The organism is Paenibacillus sediminis (assembly GCF_017873765.1).
GTDB classification, from domain to species: Bacteria; Bacillota; Bacilli; order Paenibacillales; family Paenibacillaceae; genus Paenibacillus_AG; species Paenibacillus_AG sediminis.
The window spans coordinates 171,713-194,816 of the sequence record NZ_JAGGKP010000001.1 but is presented as its reverse complement, the minus strand read 5'-3'; the positions used below and the strand labels follow the sequence as shown (position 1 = coordinate 194,816).

The window sequence follows — 23,104 nt, the reverse complement described above, 5'->3', positions numbered from 1 at the left end:
TGTTAATTAGCACAAAAAAAGACGACCACTATGATCGTCTACTTTCATGATTTCTCATTTTTTTTCTAATCTTCTGAATGTGTCTTGACTTCACTACGTTAACTCGCTCATTAGGACCAAATATTCGTTCTGCCCTATCGACATAACTAAGGAAGTTCCTATTTTTTAAATCCTTGCTAACCTCATGCTCATGATATCCAAATTTTCGATAGAGGCGTATGCTTTTAATGATTACTTTTGTTTTTGAATCATCTTTGCTTTTCAGAATCTTCTTTATATTTCGATTCAACTTATTATAATACTTTGAAATTGTCTTGTCCCTTATAGTTGTAGCATTCCCGTCGAAGGAAAAACCTAAGTAATGAATTATCTTTTTTTCTGTCTTACATATTAAATCATCTCGGATTTCAAATGAATCTATGTTACCTTGACTATATTCGAAAAGTTGGGTCTTATTAGGTTCCAATACCAGTGAAGGAGTTGCTTGTATGATTGACAATAAAAATGCAAGTTCTTGATTAAGTAGCAGTGCCTTATCTTTCGGAAGTATAACAATAAAATCATCGCTATACCTCATATACATACCGTCTTTAGAAGAAACATACGAGTTTATCTTTGCATCAAACTCAAGCATATATATATTTGACAATACAGCACTAATTGCCGAACCCTGTGGAATTCCAACTGATTTTTTGTTAGGAGTAACCATGTCCTTCTTTAAGGCCTTAAATTTACTCCAAGGTATCGCCAATTCTTGTTTGTTTAGTCGCTTAATTCCAGAAAGATTTAACAAATGCCCATTTTCTTTCAAAAGGTCGGATAATTCCCATGTTGAATATTTAGTGATGTTTTTAAATACCGCATAATAATCGTTAGGAAGCTTGTCTTTTTGAAGCAGCTCACACATTCGCTTTTTTAAGTATTGATGGTCAAGGCTGTCGAAAAAGCTTTTAAAGTCCCCGATGACGACATAGCATTCTTTAAGTTCTTTTATTTTGTCAAAAGCCTGTTTAGCAAAATGAATATTATTCATGTGCAGATTGTTGCGGTACGCAATCGAGCATTGATCAAGACCGTCAATAGTTACTCTTTTATTATATTCTTCATTTAATAGATAAGCATAGTACTGATAGATATACCGATCTTTATGCGCCGAATAACATACTTCACGTGTTTTTGTTGTCTTCCCCTTGGTTTTACTATATTTTGTAATTTTCAGTGTATAGTGGATAAAAGGAAGAAATCCATGAGTCTTTATTTTCAATGGATTCGAGATATAGTCCCATGCTTCATGTAAGGTTATTTTTCTATCGAAATGGGCATAGCCTCGGAATTTCACCTTTTTCTTCCACTCATCCATAGTCATAAATTCCCCCATAAAGTGCAATACCTGCCAACACGGGGGGCAGCATCCCTAAGTTGGCAGGTATGATGTAATTGTATTGCAGCCACCCGTACATTACGCATGAACAACTATGCTATGATAGTTGAGGAGGCGTGTTCAATGTGGAGTGCTTGTTGGTTGATGTGTGAGTTCGTGTCCACCAGTGAACTGTGTCAGTGTGTCTTGTGCGTGCTACTGCTCGCCAGACCCTTGACTTCAATCTCCAACCCTTACAGCAGGTCTGTAAGGCAAAATTATAGTATCATAGTTTCATAGATTTGGCAAACTAAAATTCGACAAAAAATTGTGACTCTCGTTCATTCAACCCCTAAAGCCTTAAACACAGCATCTTCCGCACTCTGGTAGAAGATAATATTGAAGCAGCCAATCAATTCAGACGGGACAGTTCCAAGATCAACTGCTGATGTAATTGGAATCAAGACCTTCTTGGCTCCACTGTCCAAGCAAACCTGCAATGTATTCGCCAGTTCTTCGACTTTCATGATCGTGCCACCGATACTTAAGTCACCCAACACTACGGAGGAACTTAGAGCAGGTTTATTCAAGGCCACCGAACATATAGCTACTACAGCAGGTAAGGTCAGATACTTGGTCATGCCAATTCCGTTCATGTCCTGGATGTGCATGAGGTAATCTTTTGTGGTCGTACTAATCGATCCACTAATATTTTTACCATTCGCTTTTAAGTACCGATACGCCGTATCAACAGCTTCCCTAGCTTCACGATCCGAACCAAGACCGGTTTTCTCAAATTTTCCGGTACCCGAGGTCATTTGCATCTCTAATTTGTAGACCCCAATCATACCAGACTTTCCATGCGATACCGTGTAAATATGACCGGGCTTGCCCATTCCCTCCGGAATTAGCTTCCCACCGCCCTGCTCTGGAACTGGAACAAATTCCTCGTTGAAAGTTTCTTGATCGATATACGAAAAATTCACATCATAGAATTCCATGCCGCCGATCTTTTTCAACTGCTCTTTTACTCTTCGACGCATTTCCAAGGCGAACCTCAGAATTTCCTCAACGTTCTCTTTGGTGAATTGCCCGTTGGGGTAAATCAATTTGGTTAATCCTGACACCGTTCTTCTTACCGCGATTACATCTCGCTGGTTCAGATTATTGCCCAACTTAAAAAATTTCTCAAATGCATCTCCGTAGGAGATTTTACGAAGCTCACGCATGATCTCCGCAAAGTAGTCCGTAATAAAACCGTAATCATTTGTAAAATATTCAGGTCGATATTTCGGTATTTCCCAACCAGGGATATAGCAATGCATGCGATCAAGGAATGCAGAATCGTTAGCCATTGCATCTGGAAACGGATCAAACAAGTGTGACGTCTTTAATACTACGTCGACACTTTGATTAATGTTGCCAACGAATGTCATGGACGCATAGGCATTCTTCTCTTCCTTGCCTCTTGCGAAAGAACCAGAAGCCATATAATCTTTCATGATTTGTACGCCGTCTTGATCTTTAAACTTGATACCGGCCACTTCATCGAAAGCGACACAATCCCATAAACCAACCAGCCCTACTGTCTTATTGCTCATGTTATAAAATAAATTGGCCACAGTAGTCTGACCGCCGGAAACGAGAATGCTATTGGGACTGATTTCCTTGTAAATATGCGACTTTCCCGTTCCTCTCGGACCGAGTTCACAGAGGTTATAGTTGTTTTCGATTAAAGGAATCAATCTAGCCAAATGCAGCCATTTTACCCGCTTACTAAACTGAGAGGGCTCCATCCCAGTGCTTCTAAGAACAAGATCAATCCATTCGTCGTCGGTGAAATTTGCTCTCGCTGCCTTGACCTCCTCAATATCTAAACTTGGCATCTGTATGGGTGTCAGCTTACGGATAATGAACGGGCACCGATTTTTGTCGGCTTCATCATAAAAATATTCCAACTGGACAATACACCAAATACCCCCGCAGAGTAGTCGCTCATAGTCGGAAACGTATGTTTCTGCAATAGGAACCCCTTTAATTCCGAGATTGGAAAATTCGGATTCATAGACGTCATTCTTATAATTTAATTTGACAGATACCTTATCAATCACAGTATAACTGCCACGCTCGCGCAGCTTGGAAATAATCTTCTGCGCTTCATCCGGACGCACATAATTTTCGGCCAAGATTTGCTTTACATTGACTACCCCTGCTTCGATCTCCTCTTCATCCATAGATGAACAGTACATCCCGAGCAAATATTCCAATACATAGACTGGAACGTTAGCTCCTTCTTTGATTCTCTTGGTCAGATCTTTCCTGACAATTTTCCCTGAGAACCAGGTTTTCAATTTTTCTATCATTTCGGATTGGTCTTCCGTCCTATGTTGTACGTCGTCGCTCACATTCTCACCATCCTACACATTAAATCCAAAGTCATTCGCAAAGGCAATATCCATCACTACCTCATGACGAAGGACTTCCAGGTCATTTGTTTCATCAAATGCAACAAGATAATACCGTTTCGACTTATCGTATTGTTTATTTTTAAAATTAAAGCGGAGGCGGAACATTCGTTTTTGCGGGTCAGCATCTTTCTTATCAGCAATATAAATGTTCTCGTTGGAAATCTTCTCGTTGTCTTCGGATATGAATAAAATCTTGAAACTTGTTCCCTTCAGAACATCACTAATCGGCTCGTTCTGAATGAAATCAAGTGTTGTAATCAGGTTTGTGATTTTCTGAACCATACTGATCAGTGCAATCTGGACGGTTCGCGTCTCTTTATGCCCTTTTTCCGTTTTAATATCCAGCACTGGAATAATCATTTCCTGCGGGGATGACCCTCCATGTACGTAGTTCTGACCACCGCCTGCTACCTTGAACACGTTAGAACTGATCGGAACGGCTACCACCTTGGTATCATGATTGCCAAGAATTCGGCTTAATGGCAAAGAAACAATGCCATCCCCCTGAATTTCCTTATCGGATACAATAAAACGTCGGTTAACAAACGAACCTTTCTCGGAAACATTCGCGATCTTATCGCTTTCCTGCAGCTTGTCGCGTTTATAGATAAACCCGTGATCCGCGGTGACGATATAATGAGTAGCACTTACATGATCCGTGAGCTGTCGAATCAGGTCGTGGATTTCAATTATAGCTTCCTCACAAGCAATAAATACCTCGTTCTCTGTATTGGCTTTATCGCCGCGGGCGTCAATTTGATTATGATAAATATAAATGACGTCCATCCCAATAAATAACTGACGGATCGCATCCCTTTTCATCGATTTGAGGTCGTCATATTGAATGCAGCGGCTATTTGGATTATAGCGTTGCAGCACACCTTCACGTTGTTTCAGATCATCACAAGATGCCCCATCAACCAGTACACGGTAATCATCTGTCATTTCAATTGTTTTGTGTGGAAGGAGTGCCGCCATTCCAAGTCTTGTATAAGACGGCAATACACCGAGCATGGCTTCAAGCCTGGCTGAGCATTTCTCATCATCCTGTAATCTCGCCCAAAGCGTACGGCCTGTCTCATAGCGCATGGCATCAGATATGATGACGACTACGCGCTCTTTGCTGTTGCGAATATACCGGGAATAGAAATCACGCTGCATCGGCAGTGCCGTCATAGATTCATCGTTAATAATAGCCGCATTCCACTTGGGGATGATTTCGGCCAGGTATTCATTGGTATAGATGTTCTCGATCAGATCGCGCAGGCGTTCAAAAGCAGTACTATCTTTAAGCTTGTCGAAACAAGAATAGAAATTTCGATAATGGGTATCAATGAGGTAATCTGACTCACGGTATTGATTGACAATCCCTATGAAATCATCGGGACAGTTATAATTTGCTTGAAGAATCAAGTAATAGGCATATTCCAAGAGCTGATACTGTTCTTTGTAGGTTTCTCCAAAATGCATTTTGCTTCGCTCCTGACATACCAGCGGGATGGTTATGCCATTCAACTTAGCACCGGTATCCTCAGCCAGGAGCCGTTCGGTGATCCAGTGGATGATCATTCGGTCAATAAAAGCAAATGTATCGCATCGCAACAAATCTTCCGGGCCAATAGCTTCCAAAGCGGAAGCTGCATTCAATCCCGCCGCCACATACTCGGAAAGCTCGTTGTATCTGCCGCGGTAAAGCAGGCTATTCATCAGATTATCTAAGAAAGCAATGATATTTCCAGATTTATAGGAAACAAAGCTCTTCCAGGCCTTAGGAAGCTCCGCATCCATATATCGCTCCGTGTAGGTCACGAACATGGTAACGACCAGCTTTTCAAGCGTCGGTTTTACATCCGTATAGCCAAATTGATCTTCGCAAAGCCTCCAGAAAGCAGGAAGGATATCGTATTTCTCAAATTCTGCAAGAAATTTGTTATCTTTCAAATCAGCATCAGTCAAAACGACACGAACAACTTCCTCAAAGGAAGCTGTTCGTGTCTTACAGAGTACGCTCATCAGTGCTATTTCGATCGTATCTCTGGTAAAATTCTCAATCTCAAGATCATAAAATCGTTGGGTTCTGTCTTTTGCCCCAAAGAACTTGATGTACTTCTGAATGAGCGGCTTATACTTCTCATCAATTCCGAGATCAACGGTGAGTAGAGAAGCACGGTCGGCAAAAAATTCTTTGGAATACTTGATGGTATCAGCCAGATGATTATCCCGAACGGGCGGTTTGGGGAACGGTGCATAAATCAGATAATTGGTTGTTCGATCCAACCGCTCCAGAAAATATTTGGTATAAAACTGGTTGTCCGGCTCCAAATGGTACACTTTGGCATTATTTAATTCCAGTGTATCAATATCATCAGCAAATTCAGCATTATCGTCGTACCAGAATACCAGCTTGCGGGTATCGCCAGTGAACTCAGCATTCAACTTGTCGGCAATTTGTTTCAAATTCAGTTCAGCCATCCGACCCGCTCCTTTCAATCTGTATTAAATCTTCGCCAGCACATCCAACTTCTTGCCGTCTGTCCCCGTCTGTACTTTATCGTAATTGACTTTCACACCGTCGTCCAGATCAATCGAAATACGTGCAAGCGCCAGGTGGGCGATCTTCTCGTCATATTCTTTCGTTTCTTTCAATTGCCTTATCAGCTTTTCTTTCCGTTTCGTTGCCGCGGCAATTTCTCTTGCATTATTGCTGTTGTCAATTGTGTCCTGCATCCGCGCGATCTCGCTCTCATAGATACGCTGCATCCGGTGAAGATAGTCAATGCGCAAGTTGCCGATTGTATCCTCGTTATAACGGTGCATGTAGATCAAAGCCTTGAAGCCGTCTTCCTTCCCACTATCAAAGAGCCAGTAGATTGGACGCTTTTGGTAAACCTTGCAATGATCTTTAAAGAAATCTTTCAAGAAGTAATTCCGTATGACCTCTCTAGAAGTATTACCTTTGTTGCCAAGTGCTTTGGCGATGAAGTCCAGATTTTCTTCCAATGTATCCGATCCAAACGATTTTTTCAGGAACGCGCAGAACAAGCCAACAATATCATCTTCAAAGTATTGTTCATCCGTAATCGGAATAACATTATCCTTATCCGGGGTGAAGGTGGTATATTTACTATCATTCCAATCGCCACCAGCATAGACCAATCCGTCCACGTCAAGACTATAGCGTCCAAACATACAGCCAACCGCATAAGAGATAAATGAACGAACCTCACGGCCTAAATCAGCCTTTCGAAGGGTCACTTCCTTATCTTCAACTTCTGGTGTTAAATCACCTTCTAAACCATAGATTTTTATAAAGATACTATTCAATTTCTCTTCATTAGACTTTAATTTAGAAAACTGACTAATTGTATATTTATCCCAAGCAGCATAGGAATCAGATATCTTATTAGTACTCTGAAAAGTCAAAAATGGGTGCTGTACAAAATCCCAGCTTATTTCAAATGAGTTCCATTCATTTTTTGATATTTCAACACAATTTTTAACAATATCAGTTACCAAATCTCGTTGACTTTCATCTACAATAATTGGTAGTTGAATGATGTTTTCAACTTGACAACTTAAAGTTGAGTTGTTAACTCTAAATAGTGTTATACCTATCTTGCTACAAATTAGAGCTTGCAAATAGTACAAAAGATTAGATTTATCCATAATTCCGGAGCCACGGACATCCCATAAAAATCCAGGGGGATAGTACCTTGCTGCTATCGAGTTTGATACTGTATATGACCATGCTACATATTCTCGCAAATAATAATCCTGAAAGGTTTTTTTTCCTCGAGTCTTATCATCCGGCCCATTCTTCCAATTCACAACATAATCTTGAATGCCATACCATTTGCGGAATTCACCGCCTTTGTTATATGGTATCCAGTAAGTTTTTTGCAAATTAACTTCTTTCATATTTGTAGCATGGAAAGGGATTTTGGTAGACTCCACCTCTGTCCACAATCTAAGGAATTTATCATTGTCGCCGGTGATAATTCCCTGAAAGGTGTCCACATATTCTGTTATGCTTTTTCCATTGATAAATGCGTTTGCAATTGGTTCACTAACCCAATACGATAACGGTGTCCCTGGTATCTTTGAAAAGTTGATTTTTGCAGAGATAAATTCATTATTTTTGCTCAAGAAAGCAGTTTCTTTCTCTTGTTGTCCTAATAAATCAACTAATCTCACATAGATCCCACAGTAACTATTCATATCGCTTTTTCTTATCACGAAAGAAGTTGTTTGAACAATTTCTCCTCCGATTTCATCAAATGCTTTTGCGCCCAAATGTGCCATGTTGACAATATCAAATCTGATCATTTTTTTACGCAAAGTTTCATAGCTTGAAAGGAACATCCATGAGTGTTGTGTTATCATCGCCTGATAGCAATTTAATTTAGTAAATCTATTACACCGCTCAATAAAGACCGCAAAGAGATCCCACTTGCTATCAGGATATTCCACTTTTACAAAATCGCTCATTTTACTATTAAAACTATTATTACCCATATAAGGTGGGTTTGTTACCACTACATCATATTTCTGTGCCAGCACAACCGCAATCTCCACCAACTGACGCAACTGTTTCTGGGTAGCATCTAAACCAATGGAATCCAACGTTATTTGGCCATTAAAATCTACTTTGTCGGTAAACTTGTATAGCAGTTCCCAGTTCAGGTTATCAACATTCAAAATAGAGCCATACTCTTTAGCATCCCGCATGGTATCCAGCAGATATTCTATCTGGTTCACGGCAGTATTGCGTTCTAGATCACTCATACCTTGACCGAAATATCTCAGCTGCGCACGGTTGATTTCATTGCTTTCCTGAATCGCATGCACATGACAACTAATTTCGCCATTGAAGATGCGTCGGTTGTACTGTCTAGCTTTCATCATCACAGCAAAATAAGCCAGTTGATAAGCACGATTGTCTATATCCAAACCATATAAATTGTTTTCTAGGATACTTTTTGCAGCATCACGCTGGCTGTATCCATAGCTCTCATAAATTTGCATAAGTACATCAAAAGCGTATACCAGAATATGGCCGCTGCCCATGCATGGATCAATGACCTTGATATCTTCCGGCTTGATGTTCTTGTACACTTCCCGGACCGCATCCAGTTGCGCCTGAACTTCCGGCTCCTGCTCAGCCTCGTCTAAATAATACTTCCAATTCGCTTTTAGTTGGTCATTCGGGTGACCTTCTAACCAAAGACGACCCAGGCTGTTCTCAACCATATAGCGGACGATCCAATCCGGAGTAAAAAGTTGAGTAGCCGCGGGAATTCGTTCTTTCGTAATCTTCACATTCTTCTTCAGCAAGGCAAAGGTTTCATCTTTCGGCTCGGTATTATAATACTGATACAGCCAACCGATGATCTCAACCTGGCCCTCTTTTTCCACATTGAAATCATCTTCCGGAATGTCGTGAACCAATCGATAGACAACGCCATCCTTGTCGGTAAAAGACACGTTCATTAATAGCTCGGTGTAGTCGTTGGTTTTCTCAAATAACTCTGGCAGTATAGCATTCAATGCATTACACTGTTTGATAAATAGCATCCGGAAAAGCTCATCCAGCTTATTCTCATTTTTCAGCTGAATGATTCGATCTTTCTCAAAAGGCGTATAATCCAAGTCTGCATCAAAAGGAGAAGTCACCAAGTCCGGTTCGATCTTGGAACTGCTCTCCGAAGATAAAACCCTGATTCTGGACGGTAAATAATCGTTCACTTCCATAAACCGCACAGCAATGAGGCGGTTAAACCATGTATAGGCAACCTCTTCAATGACGCTATTATAAGCAGTTTTATAATCAGACTGTTTTTCTTTTTTTTGTATGATATCGGCCAGATTTCTACGCTGCTCAATTTCCACACCAGTGATGGAATAAGGTTCCTTGGCGCCGATGTCAAAGAACTGAACATCTTTCGTAGATTGCGGGAGGGGATTTTTTATCCCCTTCCCCGTAACCCCTATTAATCCTGCCTTGTATGTGATCTCTGCAATGAGCTTCTTTCTTGCCCATATGGCAAAGTTTTTAATTGCGGTCTTATTCATCTGCAGTGTCTCCCTTAGAACTCAATATTGATGATGGTATCTGCGTCCAACTCTTTCAGAATCCGTTCCTTAAGCGCGGCTATATATTTGTCAACATCTTGCGGGGTTTCAATCTGCCAAGAAGCGGCAAGGTTCACGCTCTTAATACTAATGTTTTTTCTTTTCTTCATCTTTGGTAACAGCTCTTCACCATGCTTATCGCCGCCATTTGTACCATAAGTTCCAGACCCTTCCGCAATCTGCTGATCTTTCTTGGAAAGCTCATTGAGAAGGCGTACTTTCAACGCATCGGCTTCCACCTTAATATTCTGCATAGTCGCGACATTGTTGCATGTTCTCGCCTTTTCCATAATTTCAAGGAAAAGCTGATGGAAACGGCTAGAAAATTGGTCCTTGTATCCCTTTGTATCTAATACATCAAATACTCGTTTCCGGGCATCTTCTATCGCCGCGATCACGGGAGCTTCCATATCCTGTAGTAATTTCGCATAAAGCTCTGTAAATTGATCCAATAATGCAGGCAATTTAGGAATTTCGCTATAAGGAGATTCTTTTTTCAGGATCGTATTAATTTCATTAACAACTTGTTCGACTTTTTCTTCTACTATAAATGTCTTACTTTCCTCGTAAATTTTCATTAGGTTCAGAGCTTTCTCAAATACTTTCTTTTGCTCCCCGTCAAAGAATAATTTGACCGGTTCGTAGTCTTCAGCAAAGTCAAGGAAATCGTCTCGATCGGCCTGAAGCTTTTTAAAAAATTCCGTCGGTGACTGAATTTGAAGAACGGCGCGAAGCAGGTTTTTCCCAGTAGAGACAATCTTCTGTCCGGGGAATGACTTTGCCTGGTACATGATTTCAAATTTATCCAGCTCATTCAATATATCCCTGCTGTACTTCTGGAAGCTCTGCATCATGGCATCATCATCTTCATTGACGCTGGAGGTGCCGAATAATTCCTTCATGACTTCGCGAACAGCCTTCTTTTGGCTGTCGGATGCTCTCTCTCTTCGCTCAGTCAACAGCTTCTCAACAAATTCTCTCTTAGTAACGTAGTTGATAATTTCTTCCTGCGATTTATTCATCAAGGTGACACTGGTTCCATTAACGGTAAACGAGATATCGCCGTTCTTGAATAGTTTGGCGACGAGCCATTCCACATCATCCTCCACGAAACCATACGGTGCCCTCATAAAACGATCCATCAAACTCTTCATGGATGTTTTCGTGTGCATGGAAGAATTATTGGAAATAAAACTGAGCATATCGTTTAACGCATGTACGTTCGGTTCGGCAGTGCCCTCCAACGAAAGAGTGATCTGGTTTTCATTCTTAAACAATGCGCGAATATTGGCTTCACTCATGGGAGTGTCAATATACGGCAGTTTATGATAAACGATCGAAACGAGGCGTCCAAGTGCATCATTCATCCTTGCTGCGATGTCTTTTGAAACAATCTGTGCTTTGTCCCCATTCACATAAATATCAGCACTCTTCAAGGATTCGATCAAGAATAACTTAGCGTTTCCATTTCTCTCTCGCATCTCCACACGCTTGGCTTCCTTGATTTGGTCGAATTTCGTTAGTGTACTGGAAGTATTCAAGCGCAGATATTTTTCGATTTTGAGAGCATTCCTGATTTCGTCCAGAAAGGCGGAATCATTGGGGAGAACGACAAGAATTTCTCTCCCCTGCCCCGAGATCATACGCAAAGTTGTCTCATCGGTACTATAATCGCTGCTCGGAGTGAGTACCCGTATCCCGATGTCGTGGCTCTGATTCGATTTATACGGCCGGTCATCAACAAATCGGTTGTAGGCAAAGTTATATCTGCCATTAAAGGCCGGGTAACGATATTTGTCGCCTTTGAAAATATCATCGTAGATGAGTTCAGATACTTTACTGATAACCTCCGCCATCTCAACATTCTGACTGTCAATTTCACGGTTTATTTCTTGTTCTTCATTGGTCAAGAACACGTAAATATCGCCATTCTTCTGGATTAATGTTTGATTGGCAAGAATTTTCAATGCTTCTTCTACTTGTTTTTTCAATTCCATTCTGTCGGTATCTATATCCGCGATCATCAAACTGGTAATATTATCGATGTTGGCTTTAATCTCTTTAACGTATTTGATCATGAACAACGTTTTCAGTACGTTAACGGCGAAGCAGTCATCCTTCTTGTCGGGGTTAATATAATCGTTATCCATTGCGCGGCTGATGACGCCCTTATGACTATGATCCAGGAATTGATGCAGCGCATCGTAGAACATATTAAAGGGGATTAACGTACCTTCCGGACGATCCATCAGTTTTACCGCCGATTCCTTAAACAAAGCAATCATGGATCGCTCGCCTTCAGCCAAATGCTTGCCCGAAGCCCCGTGAGTTCTGATGGAGGTCAGGACGCTCCCTAGCAAATTGAATTGATAAGGCACAAAAGGATAAACGGCTGCAAAGTCGCGGTCGTCTGCATATAGCTTCTTTTCGATGCCGTCATTGAAGACGATCAAGTTCTTGATAATGGTGGCTTTCTGCTCATACAGTAATCTTAACGTCTGCTCGGCTGTTGTGTTTTTATCCAGAATTCTCTTCTTGATCACCTCATCGACATTCGCTGAAGAAAGAGACAGACGGGTATCGAATCGTCCTTGAATCTTGGAGAAGTCGTTCCCCTTCGTCTTGGTAATGGAATCAATATCCTGTTGGCTGGTAACGACAATCCAAACCTTTCCATTGCAGGCCGTCCCCAGATCCTCGGTTACGGTTTGCAAATTCAGCATCAGCTTGGAGTCATCCCCTATGTACTGGCCGATTTCATCCACCAGGAATACAATGTGATGATTATTTCCCTTCCGATCGATATATTCTTTCACCAGACGTGCAAAATTTTCAATGCTAATAGAATACGGCTCCGTCGCTTTCTCGCACCAGTTTCGAGCCGCAGCCTCGCTCATAAAGCCCATTTCAGCCAATACTTCCACTATGCTGTCTTGAATAAAATCAAATTTGTGCCGCGATTCTTCCCACGGCTTGCCGAAATTCTTGTAAAATAAGTTTTTAAATTCTTCATAGCGGTCTACTTCAACAAGTTGCCTTTCCAAATCTGCCAGAAATGGAATGGAGCCGCAAAATCCTTGCATTTCGTTAAATACTTTAAGAAAAACGGAAACAATGGCATCTTTGGATTGTTTTCCGGTCATTTCACTCTTAGAATCAATGTTGAACAGAACGACATCCGTAGAAACACTAGCCGCAAGCTTCATGTCTGCCAGCACCATTGGATCAACGATTTTGTTATCTTCTATGAAGTAATCAAGTGCTTTCTTTCCTTGCACTTCCTTATTGCTGAGCAAGTAAGAAAGGATTTTCAGAAAGTGAGATTTACCACTGCCAAAAAAGCCGGAAATCCATACACCCATTTTATCGGTGTACCCGTTAATCCCTTTCTTATAACTGGAGAAGAAATCCGCAAAGTGCTTTTGCAGTTCTTTTGTCACAACGTATTCTTCAAGTTCTTGCTTAATATTTTCTTCATCGCCTTGACCAACTTTGATGACACCCTTAATATCCCGATCGATTTCTCTAACGAACATTTCCTTGATCTTCATATCATCAGCTCCCTAATCAACAAGCCTGAATGCTCTGTAGTAATTATCGTCTTTAATTTCCGAAAACAGGATTAATTCCTGTCCATCATACTTACCCGGGTAAAACATAACCACCGGCACATGATCAATTGCCTGATGAAGATTATTCAACACCTTATGTGACCTTAGCAATGGATAGCATTTCCCGATTCCGGTTAAGAAGACCACGGCTTCCTGCGGGGTACGTTCTTGAATATATTGAACGATTAGACTGGCATCATCATTGATCTGGAGGAGGTTTCCGACTGATTTTACGATTCGTTCAAGCCCTTTTTTCTTCTCGAACATAAAACATTGCTCCATGAAGCCTTCCTGCTCCAAAATATCAATGATGATATCGTAAAGATCAAAAACCACCAGTTCAAAACCATCGGTTGCTTTAGAATTTTTGGTTTTCATGTACTCGATTCGATCTCTGACAACGAGTTCTTTCTCCGCTGGGTAATCAAATACATAATAACCGACTTCATTGCCGAGCCCTTTGTTTTGCCGGAAACTTGGCATGCGGATCATTCGTTCCGCTATATCTAATCTTTCTTCCAAGCTGGCCATTTTCATCTCACCCCTATCAAGGCATGAAGTATCAATTCCATGCCATTATCCTTCAGACATTGTTCCAGCTTCAAATCTAAGATTGGTTTCAGGATATTTCTGTTTCCAGATGAACGATCCGTTAAACCCGCTTCCATCAACATTGTTTTGTAACAGGTGCCCAATCTCTTAAGGGTGTAATCGGTCCATTTTGCAACTTTCTCACTTTGCAGTTGCTTGTTATTGAAGAAAATTCTGATGTCACTGTCAGCCAGTTCATCGCTTCCAACAATCAGCTTTTCCCGGTAAACCTCATAAACGAAATCGAAGAATAAGCTGTCTGTCTTCATTATTGCAATGAGGTTGATGATTTTCTGCGTTGCTATATCACTTTGTTCAAAAAGCGAATAAAATGACTGATCTAAACTTTTTGCCCGATTGGACACTGTATTAAATATTTGTATTGCCCTATCTTGTGTGGGAGCCGCGAATAGATTTTCTTCTAAATTTAGCACTTTAATCTCTTTCAACGTTTTCCCCTGATTGATCAGGTTTATCACCTTACGAAACTCAGAAAACCAGAACGAAAGCTTCACCATTCCTGCACTGTATTCTTGTTTTCTCATCCTTTGTCACCATTCAGTGCAACATGTGCGACAGCTTCATTCTCCGGTTTATTCACAACCTCCACGATATCCCCGATATCGCAAGCCAATGAACGGCAAATCTTAACAAGAACCTCCATAGAAACAAATTCATTGTTCGAGAGTTTCGTCAAGGTATTGGGACTGATTCCGGACATTCTCCGTAATTCTGTTCTCTTCATTCCTTTATCAATCAACAACTTGAAAAGCTTGTTGTAACATACATCCATAATTTATACACCCTTTTATACATACTTTAAGAGCCTACAAGTTACAGAATACCACATGTTATAGGTTCTTAATAGTTATGTATAAGAAATTGCGATTTTTTATCAATCTTAAGCAATGGTTGCTTACAATGGTGAATTGTTTGCTTTCTCGCTTACCCATGCAAAGGATAGCTCAACCTCATGAATACGGACAGAAGGGGTGAGTTGGTTAGTTTGGCCTTGCAACCCGAATAGACGGACGAAATTTAGATAATCCTCTAGCCATGCGGAGGCCGGACTAAAAGAGTGAACCAGCATGATTGCCTTCTTGGCATTCAGATTCATAGCTTCCAACAAGGCCGAAGCGGTACGATGAAGCAGCTGATATCGAATGGAATCCAAATTTACGGAATCCTCAAGCTGCAGGTTTCTCTAAGAAAAGCGAGCCTCTTTCTCTTGCCGTCGCTCGCTTGCTCCAGCCAGTCCTTCACCAGTTCTCCGAAAGGCTCTTCCACTTTTCCTTCCACCATGATAACAACCAAATCTCGATCTGCCTTGCCTAGCACAAAAAGATCGTTCTGAGACGGTGCCTTTTGATTATCCAAATACACTTCGTGTTCCGGAAATACATAAAGAATTTTCATATTTTCAAATTCGGTATTCGAGAACACGCCTCGTATCGAAGACGGTAATCCCTCGCATGCAGTCCACGAATGGGCTAGTTCGTAGGCAGAATACCCTTTCTTCCACTGCTTCTCCGGATCGGCGAGAAAGCTTCTCCACACATTTAAGTCATTCATTTGGATACAAAAATGTTTCATATTGCCTTTCCTCCTGCCAGAAAAACTACAGCGATACAAACCTCCGCAAACTAACAAAATACAATCCAGCTTCATTCACCCGATAACCGAACGTCTCAGACCAGGCCTTAGCATAAGCCTGCACTTGCGGCGCATAAAACCGAACAAACTGCTCCAATTTGCTCTCATCCAATTGATCCGTTTTGAAGTCGACGATCACCCAGCCATCTTCCTCTTCGAAAGCGAAATCTATTACACCCTTCACCAAGAGATTGCCGCCGTTATTGGACTGATGCGTCAATGCCGCGGCAGCTGTTTCCGACATCGTTTGCTCGGTTGCGTGATAAGACATTGTCTCCCCATTGCCCTGAACCATCATAATCGGGATTTCAAACAATCGCTGCTTCGCTCTCAGACTACGCTGCCAGAGTTCACTGTCTAGAACTTCATGAATAATAGGCAGGGCATCAGTCGCGTCCTTCTCTGATACTCCTTCGGTCTGGCAGAGGTATTGAACGTATACAGGCAATTCGCTCATCGGAAGACCTTTTCCAACTGCTTCAAGCCCCTTATGGATCACGCTGCCGAAAGATTGGCCCCTCCCAGTGGCTGACCATTCCGGCGTGTCGCTCATGCTCTTCGTCAGCCCGGTAACAGTTCCTTCAGCATAAGTCGGTCGGCGAAGCTGCTGAAATACCTGATCTCTCAGATCCAAGTACGCACCCAGATCAATGGATGTTGCTTCGGATCCGGATAAACCAGATAAAGTTGTCCAAAATAAGATATCTTGTTCTAAAGATTCAGGAGCATCCAACTCCCTGATGAGTTCCATCCCATCCATAAGCGAACTCCACGGGCACTTAGCCGGCTGCTCGGGATAGAGACTGACGACTAGCATTTGCTTGGCCCGCGTCGCCGCGACGTAAAGAAGCCGATCCCGCTCCGCATGCATGAATGCTCGCTCCCGCACTCTCATCGCTTCCCAGCCGACCGGCTGAGCAATCGTATCTTTCTGAAACCCTTTCGATTGCTGGATCAGGAAATAGCCCGCGGCCTCAGCCTCCGAACGATCAACAAACTGGTCGGCGTCATGATCCTTCTCCCCGCAAGGACAAGCGAGAAACACGATAGGCGCTTCAAGCCCTTTCGCCTTATGCACGTTCATGATCCGTACCGCTTGCCCTGTGCCTGCATAGAGACTGGCGGTTTCCATACCTTGGCTCTGCCGTATGGCCGAAATTGCATTCGCTAGTTCATGCCAATCCGATGCGAGCAAGGCGTCACGCTGCAATAGCTCCAACATCTTAAGCAGTGTTCCCGACCGATTTGCCCCTGCTTCTAGCACCGTGGAATAAAGCAAGAGACCGGTATCCTCCATAATACGGTACAAAGCTGTCCATGCAGGCAATTCTTTCACCCAGCTGGCATATTCCCGCAATTTCCGGCATACAGCAACAACTCGACTTTCCTGTTCTTTTGACTCCTCTGGCAGCCGATAGATGGACCATGCATTCCCTTGAGCACGATACTCCATCAGCTCCTTGTCGCTAATGCCGAATAGAGGTCCGCGCAATACGCTCAGCATCGCCACTTGATCGGACGGATCGGCCAGGTAGAGGGCCAATTGTCCCAGCGTATGAAGCTCGGGGTATAGAGCGGAGCTTCCGACAGTTTCCGCAGCAACGCCCCGCTTCTCCAATTCTTCTGCGTAGAGATGCAAATAATGCCTCGTTCTTGTCAATATAAGAAAATCGCTGGGCTGCGCCTCTCTGAGCACCCAAGATGAACCGTTGCGCTCCTGAACCTGCAAATTTCCGTCGCGGCAAGCCCACGCGATGTATGCGGCAATACGCTGTGCGTCAACCGCCGCTACTTCCTCCTTGCCTCCGGAAATTTTCGGGTAAGTGAGTGCATAAACCCCGTGATCCGCGCGCTTATTCCCCTTTGGATTCGGTATATTCGTTTCCATCCGGACATACGCCGCTTGAACATCGGTTTCCCGGACGGGAAGCTTGCCGACAAATTGCCCGTTCACAAAATCGCCGATCGCATCGACGGATCGGAAATTGCTGGTCAAGTGAAGCACATCTCCACATGCTTGAATCCGCGATTTCACCTCGTTATAAATGGAAATATCCGCGCGGCGGAAACGATAGATGGACTGTTTCGGGTCTCCCACGAGGAACAAGGAACCCGGCTTTGGAGTAAGCTTCCGCCAATTCCGTTCATTCGGATCATCGCCGGCCCCCGTTAAGAGAAACATCATTTCCGCTTGGACCGGGTCGGTGTCCTGAAATTCGTCGACCATAAGCCGTTGGTAGCGCCCGGCGAAAAACGCGCGAACTTCCGGGTAATCACGCAGAAGACGGCAGGCATTCATCAGAAGATCCTGAAAGTTCAGCTTCCCTTCCTGCAATCGCCGTTCTCTGCAATACTCCAATGCAGGCAAGACAAATTGAATGACCTTCGGATACAGATATTCCCGCCACGATTGAAGAAAGGGGAACAGAACCGTAATCTGCCAATCGTGAAATCGTTCGGATATGGCTTTGGCTTGCTTCTTATCCGTCCATTTGTACTGCTTCACATCCAGTTTGAAGTCAAACATCTTCGCAAGTGTTAGCATCAACATATCGTCCTGCTCATCCGACAACCGCAGCATACGATTAGCAGTACGCAGTTTTGCCTGAAGATTATCCCACCCTTTTTCCGGTTCAGCTGTCGGCAAAAACCTGCTGGCTTCTTCGATCATAGGAAGCAGGGAGAGCCGGATGAGGTTGAAATCAGGACGATGAACCGGTTCGCAAGGGATTTGGAGATCTGTAAAAAGGGATACCCGATTATAGACATTCTTCAGGATGCTGACGTCGATTCCCACCTCGGCAAAGGAGGCAAGTGCTTCACTATCTTCCTCCTGCAGCTGAATCAGATATTCATCCCAGCATTGATCGTGGAACGCGCGATTCATTTCATCATCCATTTCTTCGAAAGAAGGGTCCAATCCGGCCTCAATCGGTCGCTCGCGAAGCATGGAGGAACAGAACGCATGGATCGTTCCAATGAAGATTTGGTCCAGATTGGCCAAAGCTTCTTCCATTCGTTCTCTAGTTTCGCCTTCAACATCAGCCGCTTTCCGCTCCAAAGCAATACGGAAACGTTCCTTCATCTCATCCGCCGCTTTATTCGTAAAGGTGATCGCCGCAATATGCTCCATCTTAGCCGTTCCTGTCTCGATGAGCGCCAGCAATCGGCCGACCAAGCTGGTTGTCTTTCCCGAGCCTGCACCGGCTTCTACCAGAAAGGTCGTGTTCAGCTCCTCCAATATCCTCTTTCTAGCTTGTTGATCGGATGGTTCATTCAATGTTCTCCACCTCCAGCAGCGTGTGCAGTAGCTCCGAATTTGCTTCATCCTTTCGCTTATGGGCCATCATTTCTGCGTGCTCTCCGCATACAGCCGCATAGTCGCAATATCGGCAGACCGCAGGATTTGAAGCGGGAATAAACAATCCCTGTTCCATCGACGAAAGGATTCCTCGGATCACCGCGGTGACTCGATTCCGTTCGGTTTGCGAACGTGCAATCACTTGCCCGTGCCCCCGTTCGCTTGGAAAGACGTAAGACGCTTCAAGCACTTTTGCATCAGAATCCACACCCGTTTGCCGAATCCAAAGCTCCGTCCCCATTGCGTAAAGCGCATGTTGCAGCTGCGTGCCGCCGGCGAACACACCATTTTCCTTGTACGAGCGGGGGCTGCCGGTCTTATAGTCGATAATTCGATATTGATGCGGCGCAACTTGATCGATCCGGTCGACGATCCCGCGCAGCGTAATAGCCATGTCCTCGCCAAGCTCAAGGTGCAACGGCTGGCCATCCACGATGAGCTCTTGTTCGAAAAACCGGGGAGCCGTCTTAGCCTGCAATTCCATGCGATAGAACACGTCCACATCCCGGAGCATCGCTTGCCGGTCCCTCTCAAACACATGAGGGCTCGGTGCCGGAATCCGCTCGGCATACAAGAGAATCGTCTCCTCCGCAATACGAAGCAAACGGGCATAATCGTGTGTAATAGGCATGACTTTACTTGCGCTGACTTCCGTCATATAACGACGATAAACCTCGTGCAGCAGCGAGCCTCTTTCATTCGGCTTCAGCCAGGAGGTACGGTCAAAAGTCACCTGATCTTTCACGCGAATCCCCAACACATATTGGAAAAAGTATCGCATCGGACATTCCGCGTACTTCTCCAATTGACTTGCGCTAAGCGTCCGTTCGTCCCGGCCTTTCCAATAATCAGCCCATTCATCCCCCGCTATATATCCGTCATGCTCCGTCACTTGCGAGCTGCCGCGTGCCTCGAGTGCAAGTCTGCCTTGACGAAGCGAGGGATAGACCGATTCGATGAAGGATTGCCGGTCCCTCATAAGGTTTACATTCGCATGAATTTGTCGGAAGACGTAATGAAAGGCGTCCAATGGCAGTCCATTTAGCTCAGTAGAGGATGGCTGCTCTACATCCAAATACCCGACAGGTTCGCCTAAGCTTCGGTGCAACATCTCATAGTCCGCATTCGTTTCTCCGGATACTTTTCGGAATACCTGTAGAAGTTGAAAAGCCGGGCTTGCTGTCGCTCCTTCTGCCAAGTCATACGACGAGAAGCTAAATGTGATATTGCCGCTTATCATCCCAAGCCGACCATCACGAAGGCGTTGCCGATCTCTTTGTCTCTGCACGGCTGTTTGAAGCCCGGCACCGATCCGTCTGCACTCTTCATCGAGAAGCATGGGATTTTGCCTGATATTCCCGGACCACGACTGTTCATCCATCCCGAGAAGAAACGTATGTTTTCTCCCGCTGATCCCCCCGTTCGCCAAACTCGATATGTACAGGAATCCGGGCTTGGGTAACCGTTGCACCCCGACTCGAAGTTCCTGCAGCATGTCTCGGGCATACAGGAGTACTTGCTGAAGGGGCATCGACACCGGAATGGGGCATTCCTGCAGCTCCATTGCGATACCTTTCATTTCTTGCAGGACGATCGCATCCTCTTCCGTTCCGCATACACCAAATCGATCCAAGATGTTAACGAGCCATCCCCAGATTCCCTTAGGAGATGAGAGCGCCGCTTCGTCTGGAAACAATTCTCCTAGGAGGTTTGTCAGATGCTTCTTGATGTCGTCATCCCGCTGTTGTTGTTCCGTCCGCTCCCGTTCTTCGGGTCTTTCATCTGCATCCCCTTGGAACCGAACATGCCCCGACCCCAGCAACTTGATATACCGTTCTTTCCCCCAGCCGATTCCGCTTTTCTCCAGGGCTCGAATACAATCCGCATTCGTTATTCCTTGGTCACGATCGGAGAACGTGATCAATTGCTGCTGCAGCATCAATACGAGCTGCCGCACCTGATAACCGGACTCCAACCAGTTCAGCAGAAAATGTGCGGCTTTTCCCATTCCGGATGTAATCACAGGCAGCCCGTCTGCAAAGGAACAGGGAATACCGAAAGAAGCACACATGGTCGAAATAACCAACGCATATTCTTCATCCGGTACGATCATCTCCACTACATCGAGCGGAATCCGGTCCGTGACGATCCGTCTCAACGCTTCACGAACTTCTGCAAGTTTTCCGGTGGCATGATACAGCTGCACGTCACGTAGGGGCAGGACTCTATGTACGTCAAAGAATGAAGGATCCGCTTGAATTTTCGTAATCCGGCCATTCGACAATCGCTCAAGCATCTGAATGGAAACCGGTGGGATAAACATGGGGTCTGGCATGATAAGCTCCACGTTTTCCGACAATTCGGTTGTAACTAAAGACATGAGGCCAGGGAAATCAGTCCAGTTCCGCTGCTTCAGGAAGCGTTCATAGGCCGACAGTACTTTTCGGACATAGCTCCCTTTTCTTTTGCTCAAAAAGTGATCCTCCCGAAGCTCCTCCTCTTTAACACTGGCACGACGTAAGTCCATAATGGCTTGATAAACATGCATGGCAATACCAGGCTTTAATTGATCCATAGAGATGTAGGAATCCGGCTCGGAAGCCATTTGTTCCATAACATGATGAACGATCCAGAATGAACGCTGCTCCCCGATTAAGGTCATCCCTTGTTTATACAGGGAGAAATACACGTGACTTTTCACGAAGGACTGGGCCGTATGTACCTCCACGTTCATAACCGGCCCTATTTCCCGGCATATTCGCGTCAGCCAAGATTGCCCTTCGATATAGGTAGGAGCGATGACAATCTTGCGGCGAAATGGCTCTTTAAGGATCGCATCATACAAACGCCCTAGAAACGTGCCTTCTATTTTCACAAGGGACACCTTCCTTTCGTCATTTGCTCAACATTGGCACCTTATTTCCCATACAACTGTCCCCAACGCTTTAGTTGTTCCTTGAACTTTTCCCGGACAGAAGAAGGCTCTAATATCTCCGCTGAAGGACCGTATTGAACCACCCAATTCATAAACTCCCGTTCGCTGTTGACGGTGACCTCGAAAAGTAAACCTCCGTCCGGCAGGTCGGTCATCTTCGGTCTCACGAACAATTCTTCTTCCTTTACATAGCGGGCGACATCCGGAGAAAAACGGATCTTAAAGGTGATCAAGGAATCTCCGCGTTCAATGGACCAGGTGTGCTTCATGTACTGAGCGATGCTAAAATCACCCTTATCGAAATGACTTCCTGTCAGCTCCACATGGCGGAAACGACTTATACGAAACGTGCGAATGTCCTGCTTGGCATGACAATAACCGATCAAGTAAAACCGTTGATCCCGCGGCACCAAGTAGTACGGATCAATTTCGCGCTCCGTTACTTCATTTCTGTACTGCGTATGATACACAGCACGAATCGTCTTATTCGCTATGATCGCTTCCATGATGGGCAGCAAGAAGTTGGTACTATTCTCCCGATAAGCCGGAGTACCCATTTGGATCATATCCGCGACATTTTCCAATGTATCGTACCGTTTCCGGGTTTCTTTCACATGTGTGGCCATCACCTTGTCATAGGCGGATTCAAAGCCTGGGGGTAATTTGCTAGTGTCCAACACGGAGGGAAGGACAGAAAACACCAACGCTTCCTGCTCCGTGAAATTAAGCGGGTACATGGCGAAATTCCCGACAAAACGGTACCCCTTCCCGTATCCCTCGTTCGTAATCGGCGCGATCAAATCCAAGATCCGCAAGTCCCTGTAAATCGTACGATCCGTTGTCTCGCATTTATCCGCCAGCTCCTTGGCCGAAATACCCGGATTGGCTTGAATGGCGAGAAGCATTTTAAATAGCCGTATCACTTTATCCGTCATGTCGTGTCGTGTCTCCTATCGTGGCATATGTAATGTAAATCCTTATGATAAATGGCAT

Annotated in this window: 11 protein-coding genes and 1 pseudogene; all 12 read right to left on the bottom strand. The window is 44.2% G+C overall.

Annotated elements, in window-relative coordinates; genetic code table 11:
• Positions 1-28: 28 nt before the first annotated feature.
• Positions 29-1,360: a reverse transcriptase/maturase family protein gene (locus tag J2Z20_RS00925; RefSeq protein ID WP_209844454.1), complete on the bottom strand. Its 1,332-nt coding sequence runs from the start codon at positions 1,358-1,360 to the stop codon at positions 29-31.
• Between the two features lie 341 nt (positions 1,361-1,701).
• Positions 1,702-3,723, bottom strand: coding sequence for a protease Lon-related BREX system protein BrxL (brxL, locus tag J2Z20_RS00920; RefSeq protein ID WP_209847137.1), 2,022 nt, complete (start codon positions 3,721-3,723; stop codon positions 1,702-1,704).
• 54 nt (positions 3,724-3,777) lie between these two features.
• Complete coding sequence (pglZ, locus tag J2Z20_RS00915; RefSeq protein ID WP_209844452.1) at positions 3,778-6,300, bottom strand: BREX-1 system phosphatase PglZ type A; 2,523 nt, start codon at positions 6,298-6,300, stop codon at positions 3,778-3,780.
• 24 nt (positions 6,301-6,324) lie between these two features.
• Positions 6,325-9,900: a BREX-1 system adenine-specific DNA-methyltransferase PglX gene (gene pglX / locus J2Z20_RS00910; RefSeq protein WP_209844450.1), complete on the bottom strand. Its 3,576-nt coding sequence runs from the start codon at positions 9,898-9,900 to the stop codon at positions 6,325-6,327.
• Positions 9,901-9,914: 14 nt separating this feature from the next.
• On the bottom strand, positions 9,915-13,511 hold the full coding sequence (gene brxC, locus J2Z20_RS00905) for a BREX system P-loop protein BrxC (protein ID WP_209844448.1): 3,597 nt from the start codon (positions 13,509-13,511) through the stop codon (positions 9,915-9,917).
• 12 nt (positions 13,512-13,523) lie between these two features.
• Positions 13,524-14,102 carry a DUF1788 domain-containing protein gene (locus J2Z20_RS00900; protein ID WP_209844446.1) on the bottom strand — a complete coding sequence of 193 codons (579 nt, stop codon included), beginning with the start codon at positions 14,100-14,102 and terminating at the stop codon, positions 13,524-13,526.
• A gap of 2 nt (positions 14,103-14,104) precedes the next feature.
• A complete protein-coding gene (locus tag J2Z20_RS00895) occupies positions 14,105-14,707 on the bottom strand; it encodes a DUF1819 family protein (protein ID WP_209844444.1) in 603 nt (200 codons plus the stop codon).
• Positions 14,704-14,955, bottom strand: coding sequence for a helix-turn-helix domain-containing protein (locus J2Z20_RS00890; protein WP_209844441.1), 252 nt, complete (start codon positions 14,953-14,955; stop codon positions 14,704-14,706). Before J2Z20_RS00890 ends, J2Z20_RS00895 begins: the two co-directional genes overlap by 4 nt.
• 123 nt (positions 14,956-15,078) lie before the next feature.
• Positions 15,079-15,734: pseudogene (locus J2Z20_RS18295) on the bottom strand (DUF6946 family protein).
• Positions 15,735-15,780: 46 nt separating this feature from the next.
• Entirely contained in the window at positions 15,781-19,095 is a 3,315-nt protein-coding gene (locus tag J2Z20_RS00880) for a UvrD-helicase domain-containing protein (RefSeq protein ID WP_209844437.1), read from the bottom strand.
• Positions 19,088-22,051, bottom strand: coding sequence for a PD-(D/E)XK nuclease family protein (locus J2Z20_RS18190; protein ID WP_209844434.1), 2,964 nt, complete (start codon positions 22,049-22,051; stop codon positions 19,088-19,090). The genes J2Z20_RS00880 and J2Z20_RS18190 overlap by 8 nt, the downstream gene beginning before the upstream one ends.
• 41 nt (positions 22,052-22,092) lie before the next feature.
• Positions 22,093-23,046, bottom strand: a complete 954-nt coding sequence (locus J2Z20_RS00870) for a helix-turn-helix transcriptional regulator (RefSeq protein WP_209844432.1) — start codon at positions 23,044-23,046, stop codon at positions 22,093-22,095.
• Between the last annotated feature and the right edge of the window lie 58 nt (positions 23,047-23,104).